At 73.6% G+C, this 15128-nt stretch carries 14 protein-coding genes and 1 tRNA gene; 5 read left to right on the top strand and 10 right to left on the bottom strand.

Going from position 1 to position 15128, the window contains the following annotated elements; genetic code table 11:
• Positions 1-76: 76 nt before the first annotated feature.
• On the top strand, positions 77-268 hold the full coding sequence (locus tag ACFQ11_RS10360; protein WP_378297793.1) for a hypothetical protein: 192 nt from the start codon (positions 77-79) through the stop codon (positions 266-268).
• A 49-nt stretch (positions 269-317) separates the two neighbouring features.
• Here the strand turns inward: ACFQ11_RS10360 and ACFQ11_RS10355 are convergent, their stop codons facing one another.
• Together ACFQ11_RS10355 and ACFQ11_RS10350 are read right to left on the bottom strand one after the other, a co-directional pair.
• Positions 318-1790, bottom strand: coding sequence for a carboxylesterase/lipase family protein (locus ACFQ11_RS10355; RefSeq protein ID WP_378297792.1), 1473 nt, complete (start codon positions 1788-1790; stop codon positions 318-320).
• 100 nt (positions 1791-1890) lie between these two features.
• Positions 1891-2526, bottom strand: a complete 636-nt coding sequence (locus ACFQ11_RS10350) for a TetR/AcrR family transcriptional regulator (RefSeq protein ID WP_378297791.1) — start codon at positions 2524-2526, stop codon at positions 1891-1893.
• A gap of 103 nt (positions 2527-2629) precedes the next feature.
• Between ACFQ11_RS10350 and ACFQ11_RS10345 the strand changes: the two genes are divergently transcribed.
• Positions 2630-3535, top strand: a complete 906-nt coding sequence (locus ACFQ11_RS10345; protein WP_378297790.1) for an oxygenase MpaB family protein — start codon at positions 2630-2632, stop codon at positions 3533-3535.
• Here the strand turns inward: ACFQ11_RS10345 and ACFQ11_RS10340 are convergent.
• The 5 genes from ACFQ11_RS10340 to ACFQ11_RS10320 form a co-directional block, all read right to left on the bottom strand.
• Positions 3505-4314 (bottom strand): SDR family oxidoreductase, encoded by an 810-nt coding sequence (locus tag ACFQ11_RS10340; RefSeq protein ID WP_378297789.1) that lies wholly within the window; start codon positions 4312-4314, stop codon positions 3505-3507. The two genes, ACFQ11_RS10345 and ACFQ11_RS10340, sit on opposite strands and share 31 nt — an antisense overlap.
• Positions 4311-5666, bottom strand: a complete 1356-nt coding sequence (locus ACFQ11_RS10335; protein WP_378297788.1) for a cytochrome P450 — start codon at positions 5664-5666, stop codon at positions 4311-4313. Before ACFQ11_RS10335 ends, ACFQ11_RS10340 begins: the two co-directional genes overlap by 4 nt.
• A 95-nt stretch (positions 5667-5761) precedes the next feature.
• On the bottom strand, positions 5762-8710 hold the full coding sequence (locus tag ACFQ11_RS10330; RefSeq protein WP_378297787.1) for an AMP-binding protein: 2949 nt from the start codon (positions 8708-8710) through the stop codon (positions 5762-5764).
• Positions 8711-8770: 60 nt separating this feature from the next.
• Positions 8771-10417 (bottom strand): AMP-binding protein, encoded by a 1647-nt coding sequence (locus ACFQ11_RS10325; protein WP_378297786.1) that lies wholly within the window; start codon positions 10415-10417, stop codon positions 8771-8773.
• Between the two features lie 109 nt (positions 10418-10526).
• Positions 10527-10895 (bottom strand): DUF3054 domain-containing protein, encoded by a 369-nt coding sequence (locus ACFQ11_RS10320; RefSeq protein ID WP_378297785.1) that lies wholly within the window; start codon positions 10893-10895, stop codon positions 10527-10529.
• A gap of 226 nt (positions 10896-11121) precedes the next feature.
• Between ACFQ11_RS10320 and ACFQ11_RS10315 the strand changes: the two genes are divergently transcribed.
• Together ACFQ11_RS10315 and ACFQ11_RS10310 are read left to right on the top strand one after the other, a co-directional pair.
• Positions 11122-11733: a hypothetical protein gene (locus ACFQ11_RS10315; protein ID WP_378297784.1), complete on the top strand. Its 612-nt coding sequence runs from the start codon at positions 11122-11124 to the stop codon at positions 11731-11733.
• 29 nt (positions 11734-11762) lie between these two features.
• Positions 11763-12437, top strand: a complete 675-nt coding sequence (locus ACFQ11_RS10310; RefSeq protein ID WP_378297783.1) for a hypothetical protein — start codon at positions 11763-11765, stop codon at positions 12435-12437.
• Positions 12438-12586: 149 nt separating this feature from the next.
• Here ACFQ11_RS10310 and ACFQ11_RS10305 read toward each other — a convergent pair.
• Positions 12587-12660: transfer RNA gene (locus ACFQ11_RS10305), tRNA-Met, on the bottom strand.
• A 50-nt stretch (positions 12661-12710) separates the two neighbouring features.
• Positions 12711-13334 (bottom strand): TetR/AcrR family transcriptional regulator, encoded by a 624-nt coding sequence (locus ACFQ11_RS10300; RefSeq protein ID WP_378297782.1) that lies wholly within the window; start codon positions 13332-13334, stop codon positions 12711-12713.
• Between the two features lie 60 nt (positions 13335-13394).
• Between ACFQ11_RS10300 and ACFQ11_RS10295 the strand changes: the two genes are divergently transcribed.
• Positions 13395-14597 (top strand): cytochrome P450, encoded by a 1203-nt coding sequence (locus ACFQ11_RS10295; protein ID WP_378297781.1) that lies wholly within the window; start codon positions 13395-13397, stop codon positions 14595-14597.
• Positions 14598-14607: 10 nt separating this feature from the next.
• Here the strand turns inward: ACFQ11_RS10295 and ACFQ11_RS10290 are convergent.
• A partial coding sequence (locus ACFQ11_RS10290) for a hypothetical protein (RefSeq protein WP_378297780.1) occupies positions 14608-15128 on the bottom strand: 521 nt, incomplete at its 5' end.

Genomic DNA, 15128 nt, shown 5'->3' with positions numbered 1-15128 from the left:
GACTCGCGACATATCGTGGAACGACGGTCGGCGCACGGCCGTTGTCCCTGATAGGGCGGCCACATCGGAGGTAGGCATGTCGACCCAGACCAAGATCATCATCGGCGGTGTCGCCGTCGGCTTCCTCACCCTGTTCGTCTTCCCGTGGTGGGTGACCGCGCTGATCATTCTCGGCGTGATCGCCGCGCCGCTCGCGGGGTACCTGATGCTCGACCCGTCCCAGCGCAAGAGGGTCCGGGCGCAGAGCCGCAAGCGGCTGAACGGCTGACCCGTACCGGCCGGGAGGCGTCTCCCGGCCGGTACGGGGCGGACGGGCGTCAGTCCCAGAGTTCGCGGTCGGCGCCCCGCGGGTCGCGGACGGTCGCGTCGGCCGCGCCGTCGAAGACCCGGACGGCGCGGGCGCCGGCGTCGAACCGGTCCCAGCCGGGGTCGCCGTCCGCCGCGAACCGCACCCACGCGCGGTGCATGGCGTCGGCGAGGGCCTGCGGCGGGTTCGGCCCGGCCAGCTCCGAGTCGGGCAGGAGGTTGTCGAACACGAAGCCGAGTTCGAGCGCGTGGCAGGCGCCGAGGTCGTGGTTCGGCGACCGCCAGCCGAACTCGTACATCCAGGTCCGCCCGCCGCGGGCGGCGTGCCCCGCGGCGGTCCGGTGCGCGGGGACCCGGAACAGGCTGTCGGTGACGATCGTCGCCATCACCTCGCCCGCGGTGAGCTCGGGATGCCGTTCCCGGTAGGCGGCGGCGACCGCGGGCGGCACGCCCATCCCGGCGGTGGCGGCGCCGATCAGCTCGTCGGTGAGGACGGCGGCGACGCCGGTCGGCATGAGGAACAGCCGGAACTCTTCGGCGGTGTAGCCGGTGAGCAGGTCGACGCCGCTCCCGGCGCCCGCCGCGATGGCGTCCTCGGGCCGGCGGGTGATCAGCTCGCCGTCCAGGATCGGGGTGAGCGCCATGCCGCCCGCGGCGGTGGTGGCGCCCCAGCGGCCGGGGTCGGGCATCGCGGACACCTCGCCGGACACGGCGGCCTGCACGGGGAGGATCGCGGCCGGGTCGAGCGCGGCGAACCCCTCGGCGGTCGGCTCGACGCCGAGGCGGGCCGCGATCTCCTTGGCGACGAGCAGCGCGTCGTCCGGGTCCTGGGCGATCTGCCCGGCGCCGCTCTGCGCGATCGCGCGGTGGAACAGGCCGAGGTCGAGGGAGAGCAGGGTGGTGACGCTCATCGCGCCCGCCGACTCGCCGAACACCGTGACGCGGGCGGGGTCGCCGCCGAACGCGGCGATGTTGTCGCGGACCCATTCGAGCGCGGCGATCTGGTCGCGCAGGCCGCGGTTGAGCGGGGCGCCCGGCAGGTTCGCGAAGCCTTCGACGCCGAGCCGGTAGTTGATCGTCACGCAGACGACGCCGTCCCGCGCGAAGTTGTGCCCGTTGTAGGTGGGGACGGCGCCGGACCCGTTCGCGAACGCGCCGCCGTGGATCCACACCATCACCGGCAGCCCCTGCCCGCCGGCGCCTCCCGGAGCGGGGGTCCAGACGTTGAGGTTCAGGCAGTCCTCACCCGGGATGTCCGGGTCGGGGAGGAGGGTCTTGAACGGGCCCGAGTAGCCGGGCTTCGGTGCCGTCGGGCCGTACGCGGTCGCGTCGCGGACGCCGTCCCACGGCTCGGGCGGTCGCGGGGCCTGGAAGCGGTTCGGGCCGAACGGGGGCGCCGCGTACGGGACGCCGAGGAAGGCGGTGACGCCGTCCCTGGTGATGCCGCGGACCCTGCCGTGCTGCGTGCCGACGACCGGCTCCATCTTCGCGCCTCCGGTTCTAGAACGAAATTCGAACAACCGAAGACTAAGGGACGGCACCCTGACCTGCGACCCCCTATCGGCCGCCCCTCACGGCGGCTCCTCACCGGCGGAGCATGCGGGTGAGGTAGTCGCGGGCGAAGGCGCGGATCTCGGCGTCCTCCTCCAGCGGCAGCCCGCCGCCGGGGACGAGCAGCAGCGAGGCGGCGAGCCGCACCAGGACCTCGGCGACCGCGTCGTGGTCGGCCGCGTCCGCCGGGCGGGCGCGGCGCAGCCGGTCGGCGAGGACGTCGCGGGCCGCGACCAGCACCGCGCCGCCGTTCATGCCGAGCTGCGGCAGCAGGGTCTCGGGTTCGCTCTCCAGGACGCGCCGCATCAGCGGGTGCCGCCGGGCGCCCTGCAGGCCCGCGACGAACCCCTCGACGACGGCGTCCTCGGGCGTCGCGAGGCCCTCGGTGGCGCGGGCGATCGCGGTGAGGAAGCGGCGCACCTCCCGCAGGATGACCGCCTGCAGCAGCCGGTCCTTGTTGGCGAACCGGCGGTAGATGGTGGTGCGCGCGACGCCCGCGCGCCGGGCGACGTCCTCGACGCTGACGCGGCGGAGCCCGTAGGTCTCGAACTCGGTGAGCGCGGCGTCCAGGATCCGGCCGTCCAGGTCGTCGGCGCCGCCCGGCTCGGGCGACGACAGCCGGGCGAGCAGGCCGCCCTCCGCGTTCCCGCGGGTCGCATCCGTCGTCATGCCCGCACCCTAGCCGCGTCCCGGACCCGCCGCGGACCACCGCCGGGCAACAAAGCTACAATCTTCGTCATTCTGTTCCTCCGCGTCCTCCCAGGCGGTGCTCATGACGGACCCGGCCCCCGGCCCGCTCGGCCCCGGCTCGCTCACCTGGCGCTACTTCGGCGACACCCGCATGCTGCTCGTCGGCCCGCGCGCGGCCGTCCTGCAGAACATGCTGCCCGCGCTCGGCCAGGGCGTCCTCGACCACTCGGTGTTCTTCACCGAGACGTTCGCGCGGCTCCGGCGGTCCGCCGGACCGATCCTCGACACCGTCTACGGCGGGGAGCGCGCCGCCGCGACCGGGCGGACGGTCCGCGACTACCACCGCGACATCAAGGGGACGATGCCGGACGGCTCGCGCTACCACGCGCTCGACCCGGAGACGTACTACTGGGCGCACGCCACCTTCCTCGACAACATGATCTACGGCGTCGAGACGTTCGTCCGCCCGCTGTCGGACGCGGAGAAGCGCCGGATCTACGCGGAGTCGAAGGTCTGGTTCCGGATGTACGGGGTCAGCGACCGGGCCATGCCGGACGACTGGGACGGTTTCCGCCGGTACTGGCGCCGGATGCTCGACGAGGAGCTCGTCGCGCACAAGACCGCCAGGTACGGCGTCGGCTACGTGACCAAGGGGCTGCCGGCGCCGCCGCGGGTCCCGGCGCCGGTGTGGCGCGCGGTGTCGCCGCCGCTGAACGCGGTCGCCCGGTTCATCACGGTCGGCGGCCTGCCGCCCCGCACACGGGAGCTGCTCGGCCTGCCGTGGAGCGCGGCGGACGAGCGCCGCCACCGGCGGTTCGCCGCGCTCGTCCGGCGGGGGAACGCCGTGTGGCCGCTGCTGCCGGAGTCCGTCCGGTACCTGCCGCAGGCCCGCCGCGCCTTCCGGGAGGCGCGGAGGGCGCGGCGGGGCCCGCAGCGGGGCCCGCGGCGGGGCGGGGCTCAGGTCCCGGAGCGGATGCGGGCGTCGTAGCCCTTCCGGGCGGCCGGGTCGTACTCCAGGAAGATCCGGTCGAGCCCGTAGCGGCGGGCCACCGCCCGCCGGACCCGGTCCGGGAGCAGCGCGCCCAGCCGGGTCTGCGTCCCGAGCCTCTTCGGCACGACGACCTGCGGGCGCGGCCGTCCGATCAGCTCGACGATCGCGGCGGCGATCTCCTCGGGCTCGCAGTTGCGCATCCCGGCCGGGCTCGCCGTCCCGGCGACCAGCTCGGTGTTGGTGAAGGACGGCAGGACCGCGCTCACGTGCACGCCCCGGTCCCGCACCTCCAGCCGCGTCGCCTCGGTGAACGCGACGACGGCGGCCTTGCTCGCGTTGTAGAGGGCGAGGCCCGGGGTGTAGAGGATCCCGGCCAGCGACGCGACGTTGATCACGTGGCCGCGTCCGCGCGGCAGCATCCGGTCGAGGGCGAGCTTGGTGCCGGTCATCACGCCGTGCACGTTGATGTCGATGCAGCGGCGGGCGTCGGCCTCGCTCTCCCCCGTGACGGGCCCGATCGGCATGATCCCCGCGTTGTTGATCAGGACGTCGAGGGGCCCGGCCTCGTCCTCGGCGCGGTCGGCGAACGCCGCGAACGACGCGCGGGACGTGACGTCCACGACGAGCCCGGTGATCCCCAGGTCGTCCGCCGCCGCCTTCACCGCCGCCTCGTCGATGTCGCCGATGACGACGGTCCCGCCGCGCGCCTTGGCGGCGCGGGCGGTGGCGAGGCCGATGCCGCGCGCCGCGCCGGTGATCGCGATGACCTTGCTCACGGCTGCTCCGATCGGTCGAGGCGGACGGGCAGCCCGTCCTTGGGCGAGGGCAGCGACGTGGTGTCGAGCGGCCACTCGTACCGCGCCGGGACGCTCCACCGGTACCGCTGCAGAACCTGGTGCAGGATCGTCTTCACCTGCATACCGGCGAAGTGCAGCCCGATGCACTTGTGCGCGCCGCCGCCGAACGGCGCCCAGGCGTACTTGTGCACCTTGTCCTCGCGGCGTTCCGGGGAGAAGCGCTCGGGGTCGAAGCGTTCCGGGTCGGGCCACCACTGCGCCATGTGGTGGTTGCTGAGCATCGGCACCACGACGACGGTCCCGGCGGGGACGTGGTAGCCGAGGATGGAGGTGTCCTTGACGACCTTGCGGGGCAGCGCCGGGACGGGCGCGACCATCCGCAGCGACTCCTTCATCACCATGTCGATGCCGGTGAACGCGTCGAGGTCCTCGTAATCGGGCTGCGGCTTCGCGAGGGCGAGGGACTCGTCGCGGAGCCGCTCCTGCCACTCGGGGTACTTCGCCAGGTGGTACGCCATCGTGGTCAGCGTGATGGTGGTGGTGTCGTGCGCCGCCATCAGCGCGAAGATCATGTGGTTGACGACGTCCTCGTCGGTGAAGCGGTGGCCGTCGTCGGTCTCGGCCTGGCAGAGGGCGGCGAACAGGTCGTCGCCGCCGTCGCGGCGCTTGGCGGGCAGGTGCCGGTAGAAGAACTCCTCGAGCACCTTGCGGGCCCGCAGCCCCTTGTGCCAGCGCAGGCCGGGGACGGGGAAGCGCACGTAGGCCGTTCCGGCGCGGACGGCGTCGATGAACGCGCCGTTGACCCGGTCTCGTTCGGCGCGGTCGAGTTCGACGCCCATGAACACGTCGACGGCGAGGTCGAGCGTGAGCTGCTTGACGTGGTCGTAGACCTTGAACCCCTGCCCCGGCTCCCACGCGTCGAGGCCCTTCACGATGCCGGGCGCCATGGCGTCCATGTAGGCGCGCAGCCGGGCCTTGGTGAACGCCTGCTGCATGATGCGGCGGTGGTGCAGGTGCTCCTCGAAGTCCAGGAGCATGATGCCGCGGTTGAAGAACGGGCCGATGAAGTAGCTCCAGGCGGGGCCGTTCGCGAAGGCCTTGTCCCGGTTGACCAGGACGGCCTCCGCGGCCTCGGGCCCCTGCACGGTGCAGGTGCGCTGCCCGAGGAGCCAGCCCCAGGCGACCGGCCCGTACGCGTCGTAGCGCTTGCGCGCCTGCCCGATCGGGTCCCGCATCACGGCGAGCGTGTTGCCGATGTAGGGGATGCCCGGCACGCCCGGGACCGGTTTGAGGTCGCTGCCCTGGGGCGGCGGCGCGAGGACGCCCGTCATGGCACCTCCGGGGGGTTGCGCAACAAAGGGACGGAAACTGTTGCTTCGTTATCTGTTGCTTCGTTGTAACGCAGCGGACGCCGGTAAGTCCAGACTTATCCGGGGTGACCTGCGACGCCCTTGCCGGGGGGCTTGCCGGGCGGCGTGAGGAGCCGGCGGCGCGCGTACTCCGACAGCGGCCGGTAGCCGCCGCCGCGGTCGCGCGCGTACGCCCCGTCGCCCGCCTTCGGGACGCCCTGGTCCCGCAGCGGCCCGGTCTGCAGGCGCCGTCCCGCCGTCACCGGGATCTCGTCGACGACCCGCACCAGCGCGGGCCGCAGGCCCGGGTCCACCCGCAGCAGCGCCTCCGACAGGTCGACGGGTTTGAGGTCGGCGCCGTCGCGCAGCCGGACGGCCGCCGCGACGATCTCCGCGTCGCCCACGGGGATCCCGTAGACGGCGACGGCGTCGATGTAGGGCAGGTCGCCGAGCGCGTCCCGGATCGGGCCCGGCGGGACGATGCCCTCGGCCGTCCGGATCAGCTCGGCGTCCCGGCCCATGAGCCAGAAGTCGCCGTCGGCGTCGCGGGTGAACAGGTCCCCGGTGATGGACCAGGCGTCGTCCGGCTCGAACACGCCCCGCACCGGGCGGGCGGCGTCGCCGAGCGCCGCGGGGCGCACCCGCGACAGCAGCATCCCGATCTCGTCGGGCTCGCACTCGACCGCGAGCCCGTCCGGGCCCTCGGCGAGCCGGCCCCGCTCCAGGTCGTAGCGGGCGAGCCGCACGTCGGCGCTGCCCGGCAGCGGACGGCCCAGCGACCCCGGCTTCTTGCCGCTCAGGTTCACCAGCACCGACTCGCCCGCCGTGGACGCGTAGAACTCCAGCACCCGCGCGGGCGCGAACCGCTCCTCGACCCGCCGCCACAGGCCGCGCGGCATCCCCGACCCGATGAACAGCCGGACGGCGTGGTGCCGTTCGGCCGGGTCCGGGGGCGCGTTCACGAGGTCGCGCAGCAGCGTCCACGTGTACGACGCGACCGTCACCCCGTACCGGCGCGCCTCGTCCCAGAACGTCGCCGGGTCGTAGCCGCCCGCCAGCGCGAGCCGCGCGCCGCCCGCGACGGCGCCGCCGAGGCTCATCAGCAGCGCCGACGGATGCTGGATCGGGGTGATGCTGTACACGGTGTCGGACGGCGACAGCGCGGCCGACGAGGCGGTGCCGAACGCCGACAGCGCCCACCGCCGGTTCGTGATCCGGCTGGCCCGCAGATGCTCGCCGTCCCCGCTGAACACCACGAACGCGAGGTCGCCGGCCCGTCCGGGGTTCGGCCGGTACCAGGCGGGCGGCTTCAACGCGTCGACGTCGATGCGCTCCATGTCCGGCAGGACGTCGCGTCCCTCGCCGCGGGCGCCGCCGAGCAGGTGCGCGGGGACGCCCAGGTCCGCCGCCCGCGCCGCGTGCTCCGGGTCGGCGATCACCCGGGTGACGTTCCCGAGCCGCGCCTCCGCCGCCGGGTCGCCGTCCGGGCGCAGCAGCACCGCGACCGCGCCGAGCCGGGACAGCGCCGCCACGAGCGCGAGCGCCGACGGCCGCGTCCCCATCAGCACGCCGACCGCGTCGCCCTGCCGCACCCCGATGTGGATCAGGCCGCGCACCACCGCGTCGACGCGCCGCTTCGCCGCCTCGTGCGTGTGGGCGCGTCCCTGGTAGACGAAGAAGACCTCGTCGGGCATCCGCGCCGCCTGCTCGTCCAGCAGCAGGCCCATGGACATGCGGGTGGAGGAGTGGATGCGCTCCAGCCGCGCGAGGCGCGGCAGGTTCTGCGCCGCCTCCCCCGCGAGCTGCCGGGTGCCGCTCGCCGCCCGCGACACCGCCCGCACCGCCGACGTCGCCGCGCTCGACCCGACGCCCATCGCGAGCTGCAGCCCGTATCCGGCGAGGCCGCCCGGCGGGCGCGGCGCGCGGACCTCCTCGTCGCCCGTCACGGGCACGACGGTATCCGGCGGCCCGCCCGTCCCGTCGCGCCACCGCGCCCACGCGGCGACGGCGGGCCACGTCTGCTCGGTCGCGACCGTCCCGACCACCAGCCCGAAGTGCCCCGCGCGCAGCGACGTCTCGTACACCTGGGCGCGCGGCGCGGCCCGCCGGATGCCGCGCACCATCGCGGGCGCGGCGATCTCGTCGACCTCCCCGACGAACGTCAGGACCGGGCAGGTGATGTCGGCGAGCGTGACGAGCCGGTCCCCGATGACGAACCCGCCGGTCAGCATCCGGTTGTGCTGGATGAACTGCCGCAGGAACTCCGCCAGGGCGGGCCCGGGCCACGACACCCAGCCCTCCCGCTCCAGGAACCGCCGCTGCCGTTCCCGGGGCGCCAGCCGCTCCCGGTCGTGCAGCTGCAGGATGAACTCCGCGCGCGACCGCACCGACTTCACCGGGCTGAGCAGCTGGAACCCGAGCCGCGTCACCCACCCGGGGACGGCGAACTCGCCCAGCAGCCAGTCGGGGACGCGCTCCAGGCCCTCGACCGCGACCCGGCTCGGCACCCCGAACGGCAGCCCGACGCTCGTATCGGCCGGGCTGCCGAACGTGATCACCGACGCGACGCCCTCGCTGCGCCGGTACGCCGCCGCCTGGTAGACGAACATGCCGCCCTGCGAGTACCCCGCCAGGTGCACGTCCCGTCCGGTGGCCTCCCGGACCCGGTCGACGGCGTCGCTCACCGCGAGGACGTGGTCGGTGACCGTCCGCTCCAGCCCGCCCGGCTCGCGTTCCGGTGCGCCGAAGTCGACGACCCACGGGTCGGCGCCGAGCCTGCGCAGGACGCCCACCGCGCTGGACCGCGACGAGACGTCGTACACCTCCGCGGTGATCATCAGCGGCGGGACGAGCAGCACCGCCGGGCCGCCGCCGGCGTCCGGGAAGTAGTGCCGCAGCCGGTACACCCGCTGCTCGGTCACCACCTCGCACGGGGAGGCGTCCTCATCGGTGTCGAACCCGCCGAAGCGGGCGACCTCCAGGGCGTTCTGCGCGGTGGACCCCAACCGGCGCAACATTCCGGACACAGACGGCATCGTCGACCTTTCAGAGCGTCAACGACATGGTGTCCGTTCGCGCCGCGTTTATCAATCGAGGACGCGCGCGCCTTCCATCAGGCCCGCCTGGAAGCGCTCGAGCATGTACCGGCGGCGCGGTTTGCCGCTGGACGTGCGCTGGATCAGGCCGCCGCCGACGACGATCGTCACCTCCACGTCGTCCCCGAGGCGGCGCCGCAGCATCTCCCGGACGTCCGGCGCCCACGTCTCGTCCTGCGTCTCGGCGAACAGCGCGATGCCCTTGCGGCCCGCGCCGGGCACGCCGACCGCCACGATGCGGCCCTTGCCGAGGCCGGTGCTCTCCGCGATCTTCGCCTCGAGGTCCTCGACGTAGACCGAGCGGCCCCGGACCTTGATGCTGTCGCCCATCCGGCCGAGGACGAACAGCTGCCCCTCGTGGAAGAACCCGGCGTCCCCGGTGAACACGCGCCCGCCGATGAACCGCGTCGACTTCGCCTCCGCGCCCGCGTAGTACCCCGGGCACGCCGACGCGCCACCGACGACGATCTCGCCGAGCAGGCCCTCGCCGAGCTCGCGGCCCGCGTCGTCCACGATCGCCACCGGGACGTCGTCCTCCGGCGTGCCGCACCCGACGATCCACCCCGCCTTCGCGCCGAGCGACTCCGGGCCGAGCGGATGCTGCTCCAGGATCCGGACGGGCTCGCCGAACGACAGCGCGTCCGGGTCGGGCCGCACCGCGAGCGGGGGGCGCCAGGTGTTGTCCATCGTGACGAGCAGCGTCGTCTCGGCCATCCCGTACGCGGGCCGGAACGCCGACCGGGAGAACCCGAACGGCTCCACGAGCCGCGCGAACACCTCGAGCGCGTGCGGGTCGATCGGCTCCGCGCCGATCAGCGCCATCTTCCAGCCGGACAGGTCGAGCCCCTCCAACTGCTCCGGCTTGACCCGCCGCGCGCAGTACGCGTACGCGAACGGCGGCGCCGCCGTGTGGGCGGCCTCCGCGAAGCAGCGGATCCACCGCGCGGGGTCGCGGATGAAGTGGTCGGGCCGCATCAGCCGCAGCATCCCCTGCCGCGCGATCGGCGTCAGGAACGTCCCGATGAGCCCCATGTCGTGGTACAGCGGCAGCCAGGACGCGACGACGTCGTCGTCCTCGAACCCGGCCGTCCGCGCGATCAGGTCGCTGTTGGCCTCCAGGTTCTCCCAGGTGACCATCACGCCGCGCGGCGAGCCGCTCGACCCGGACGTGAACTGCAGCAGCGCCAGTTCCCCGGCGGGCTGCACCGCGACGTCGTCGCCCTGGCGGGGCCGCCACGGCGTCCCGTCGATCCCGGCCTGCGCCATCGCCCGGCCCGCGTAGTCCGCGAGGTCGTCGGACGCCACCACCAGCACCGGGCGCGCCTGCCGCAGGATCGCCGCCACGTGCGCCACGTAGTCGTCGCCGTCCTGGAACAGCGGCGGGGTGATCAGGCACACGGTCGCCCCGGCGGCCCACACCCCGAAGTACGTCTCGACGCAGGTGAAGTCGGTCGGCAGGATCACGCACACCACGTCGCCGGGCCGGACGCCCTCGTCGATCAGCGCCCCGGCGGTGCGCCGCGCGGCGGTCGCCAGCGCGCCGTAGTCACGGAAGTCCCACCCGCCGTCGTCGGTCGCCAGGTGAACGCCGCGTCCGGGGTTCGGCTTGTCCAGCCAGTCGCGCAGCGCAGATGCCATCATGTCCCTTTCGACATACCAGATCGGTCACCCACGTGACTCGTGGGTAACTTCACCAGCGCCCGGCAGTCCGCGTCAACCGGCCGGAATCACCAAAAAGACCGCCCGGTCATTTCGCGGCGGCGACCTTCCGCGCCCGCAGCAGCGCGACCCCGCGCCACCCGAGCATCGTCACCCCGAGGAACACCAGCGACACGATCACGAAGGCGAGCGCCGTCCCCTGCCCGGACACGACCCGGAGCAGCATCCCGACGGCGACCGTCGACGCCCACACGACCGCCCCGGCGGGCACGATCGCCTCGGGCCGACGCCACACGCGCCCGATCGCCCACCCGGCCGCGCCGCCGGCGAGGAACGGCCAGAGCGTCGTGGCGAACCCGATCGGCCCGCCGGACCCGTCATGCTCGGCCCGCCCGATCACCACGAACGCCAGCACGCAGACGACGTCCGCGAGACCGGCCAGAACACTCCGCTGCATGCGTTCACGCTATCCGCACGCGCACGCCCGCTCGACCGGGCGGCCGACTCCGGGGCCGGACCGGTCGCGCAGAGCCCCCGCGAGTGATCGCCGAGAGCGGAAAGCCCAGGACCCGTCCGGCCAACCCAACTGATTTCGCCGCTATTCACACGCCATACACCAGATGTCCATTCCGCACCGTTTCTGTTGATCAATCGTGATCTTGATCGGCACGGAGAGGCAGGACATGGCCAACAGACCCCCCATGGCGGCCGCCCGGCGGCTCGCCGACCGGCTCTGGCGCGTGGTCGTGGTGGCGCTCGCCGCCGCCACGGCGTTCGCCCTCACCCCGGGAGCGGCGCAGGCGACCCCGTTCCCCGAGACGTGGCTGGCCGACAGCCGCACCCACGCCTACTGCTTCATCGAGTCGTCCGGGAGCAATCCCTGGTGGCATTCGCAGAAGGAGGCCGTCGAGTACGCGATGGTCGAGCAGCTCGAAAAGCCGACCGACATGGTCGCCAAGCGGGAGTCCTGCGCCTCGGGCACCGACGTCTGGTGGTGGAAGCGGGACCTGGGGCCGGGTGTTCGCGGCGAGGCCCAGTGCATGACCTGGGTCTCGGGCAACCGGTGCGACAGCGCCGACATCCGCCTCGACTTCGCGGAGCTCGACAAGGGCGGCAACGACTGGCACGACCGGCGCAAGACCGCCGTCCACGAGCTCGGCCACACGGTCGGTCTCGGGCACCACTCTCCCGGCGCCCACGACTGCGCGATGATGAGCGGTGAGGTGCCCAACACCGACGTCACGTGGCGCAGGTTCCATCCGCACGACCGGTACCACATCAACCAGACGTACTGACGCCGCGTCGCCACGATGGGAGACCTCGAATGAGAAGGAAGTTCGCACTGAAGACGCTGCTGGCGGCGACGGCGCTCGCGGTGACGGCCGCGGGCTGCTCCGCCGCCACCGCCGACGCGAACGGCGGGTCGGCCCGCGGTCTCGCGGGCGCCGCGGGGCAGGGCAGGCACGTCGACTACACCCCGCTGTCCTCGCCGGCGGACGCCGTCGGGAAGGCCGACCTGATCGTGTCGGGCACCCTCGTCGACGTCACGGACGGGATCCGGCTCGTGCAGGGCGACCGGGCGCGCGACGAGCGGGAAGAGGGCGCGTACGCGACCTTCGTGATCGACGTCGACAGGGTGCTCGACGGCGATGCGCGGCAGGTGACCGGCGGCCGCGTCTACGTCTCGATGCGCAAGAACCGTTCGGTCACGCCGAACCGGCTGGCCGAGCTGAACCCGAAGGCCGAGATCGTGGCGGTGCTGGACGACATCACCGGCTGGCGGCCCGATCCGGTGACGGCGGTGCGGCGCCCGTCCGCGATTCCCGCCGCGGCGCCTCTCTACGCGCCGTACACGGACGGGATCTGGCTGCAGGGTGAGCGGGACGACGAGATGTTCGGCATCACGGTGGAGCACTCGGACCTCCCGCCCTCCTGGGGCAGCGTCCGCGACGTGGAGCAGTTCAAGAACAAGATCGAAGCGGCGACCCCGAGAAACTGACCCGAAAAGCCACCCCCGCCCGCCCGCCCCAAAAGGGGCGGGCGGGGGATGGCGGAGGCACGGGGGTTCGGGGGGTCGCCCCCCCGGTAAAAAGCGAAGAATCCCCTGGAAGGTGCGCGAAGCGCACCGACCAGGGGATTCCCGATTCGTAGCGGGGGCAGGATTTGAACCTGCGACCTCTGGGTTATGAGCCCAGCGAGCTACCGAACTGCTCCACCCCGCGTCGCGTTGATGTCTTAACTGTATGGGGCGGCGGGGGGTTGCGCAAATTGATTAGGGACGCGGCGTTGCGGGGGCGTGAACGGGGGCCTGCAGGGCGGCGGTGAGCATGGCGGTGAGGTCGGTGACGAAGGCGTCGTGGCCGAGGAGGGAGCCTTCGTCGCCGCGGACGGCCCGGTCGGCGAGGGCGGTGGTGAGGAAGCCGATGACGCCGGCGATGCGTTCGAGGGCGACGGGTTCGGGGAGGGCGGTGCGGCAGGCGGTTTCGAGGAGGGTGAGCTGGCGGGCGAGGTTGGTTCCGTGGAGGAGGGCGGGGAGGTCGTGGTCGCGGACGCCGGCGCGGCCGGCGAGCTGGGCGATGATGCGCAGGAAGTCGCGGCCGTGGTCGGTGCGGAGTTCGGCGGCGGTGGGTTCGACGATGGCGGCGACGATGCGGGGGAGGTCGGCGGGGTCGAGGTCGGTGGCGCGGGCGGGGTCCATGCGGTGGACGCCGGCGCGCAGGATCGCTTCGAGGAGTCCGGCGCGGGAGCCGAAGTGGTAGGTGATCGCGGAGTCGTTGCCTTGGCCGGCGAGGGCGACGATGTCGCGGGTGCGGGCGGCGTCGATGCCGTCGGCGGCGAAGCGGCGGGCGCCGGCGCGCAGCAGGCGGTCGCGGGTGGCCCTTGCGTCTCTCGGCACGCGGATGATACTAACAGGGGGCGTTAATAACGGCGGTCGTTACAACTCTGGGAGGCCGCGATGGCGGACGTCTACGACCCGTTCGATGCGGCGTTCCAGGCCGACCCCTATCCGGCGTACCGGCGGCTGCGCGACGACGAGCCCGTCCACCGGCACGACGATCCCCCGTTCTGGACGCTCTCGCGGTTCGCCGACGTGTGGGCGGCGACGCGGGACCCGGCGACGTTCTCGTCCGCGCAGGGCCTCACGTTCCACCCGGACGAGATCGGCGCGCTCGGCCTGGCGCCGACGCTCGTGATGCTCGACCCGCCGCGGCACACGGCGCTGCGGCGGCTGGTGGGGCACGGGTTCACGCCGCGGCGGACGGCCGCGCTGGAGGGGACGCTCCGGGAGTTCGTCCGGGCGCGCATCGCGGACATGGAACGCACGGCCGCCGACGGCGGGACCCCGGACCTGCACCGCGACTTCTCCTCGCCGCTCCCCGCGTTCGCGCTCGCGCACCTGCTGGGCGTCCCGGAGGCGGACCGGGCCCGGTTCGGCCCGTGGGTGCGGGCGTTGACGACGCTGCAGGACGACGGGTTCGCGCCGGCGTCGATGGCCGGGGACGCGGTGGACGCGGTCGCGGAGATGTTCGCGTACTTCGGCGACGTGATCGCGGCCCGCCGCGCGGAGCCGTCCGACGACCTGATCGGCGCGCTGACGGCCGCCGAGGTGGACGGCGGGCGGCTGACGGACTGGGACGTCCTGGGCTTCTGCTTCGTGATGGTCGCGGGCGGCACCGACACGACCGCGAACCTGATCTCGCACGGGGTGGCGCTGCTGGACGGCGACCACGCGCAGCGGGAGCGGCTCGCGGCGGACCCGTCGCTGATCCCGGGCGCGCTGCTGGAGTTCCTGCGCCTCGAGGGCTCCGTGCAGGCCCTCGGCCGGACGACGACGCGGCCCGTGACGCTGCACGGCACGGAGATCCCGGAGGGCGCGAAGGTGATGATGCTGTTCGGGTCGGCGAACCGGGACGAGCGGGAGTTCGGGCCGTCCGCGGACCGGCTCGACGTCACCCGGACGATCCACCGCCACCTGGGCTTCTCCAGCGGCGCCCACTTCTGCATCGGCTCGCACCTGGCGAAACTGCAGGCCCGCGTGGCGCTGGAGGAGCTGCTCGGGGCGCACCCCCGCGTCGGCGTGGACCTGGACAACGCGGAACGGATCATGTCGCCGTTCACCCGCGGCTGGGTGTCGCTGCCGGCGACGGGCATCGGGTGACCGGCGCCGGTCAGCCCACGGGCTCCTGGTACTGGCAGCTCACGTTGGCGAACTGCCCTTCGGAGGAGCGCCGCTGCACCACTTCGCCGTCGACGCTGATGCTGCAGCGGATCGTCCCGGACCGCACGCCGGTGTTGCCGCCGACGCCGAGGATGACGAAGTCCTCGACCTCGTACGTCCCGCGCCACGGCAGCTTCACGGTCCGGGTCGACGCGCCGCCGTCCGGGTGGAAGACCTGCACCTGGGCCTTCGGCAGGGTTCCCGACAACGTGTAGACGATCTTGCGCATGGCCGGCCCGGCCGGGGACGCCGCGGTGGACGGGGGCGTCGTGGACGGCGGCGTGGACGGCGGCGTGGACGGAGACGCCGCGTCCGGGGTCGTGGCCGTGGGCCGGGCGCCCGCGGCGTCCGCCCGCCGGTCGGGTGCGCCGTCCGCGACGACGAAGGCGGTGACGCCGAGCAGGACGGCCGCGACCGCCGACACCGCGCACACCGCGACGATCGCCCGCGCGGACGGCCCGCCCGCGGGCG

The organism is Actinomadura sediminis (assembly GCF_042675525.1).
In the GTDB taxonomy this organism is placed as follows: domain Bacteria; phylum Actinomycetota; class Actinomycetes; order Streptosporangiales; family Streptosporangiaceae; genus Spirillospora; species Spirillospora sediminis.
This window is presented reverse-complemented; position numbering and strand designations above follow the sequence as displayed.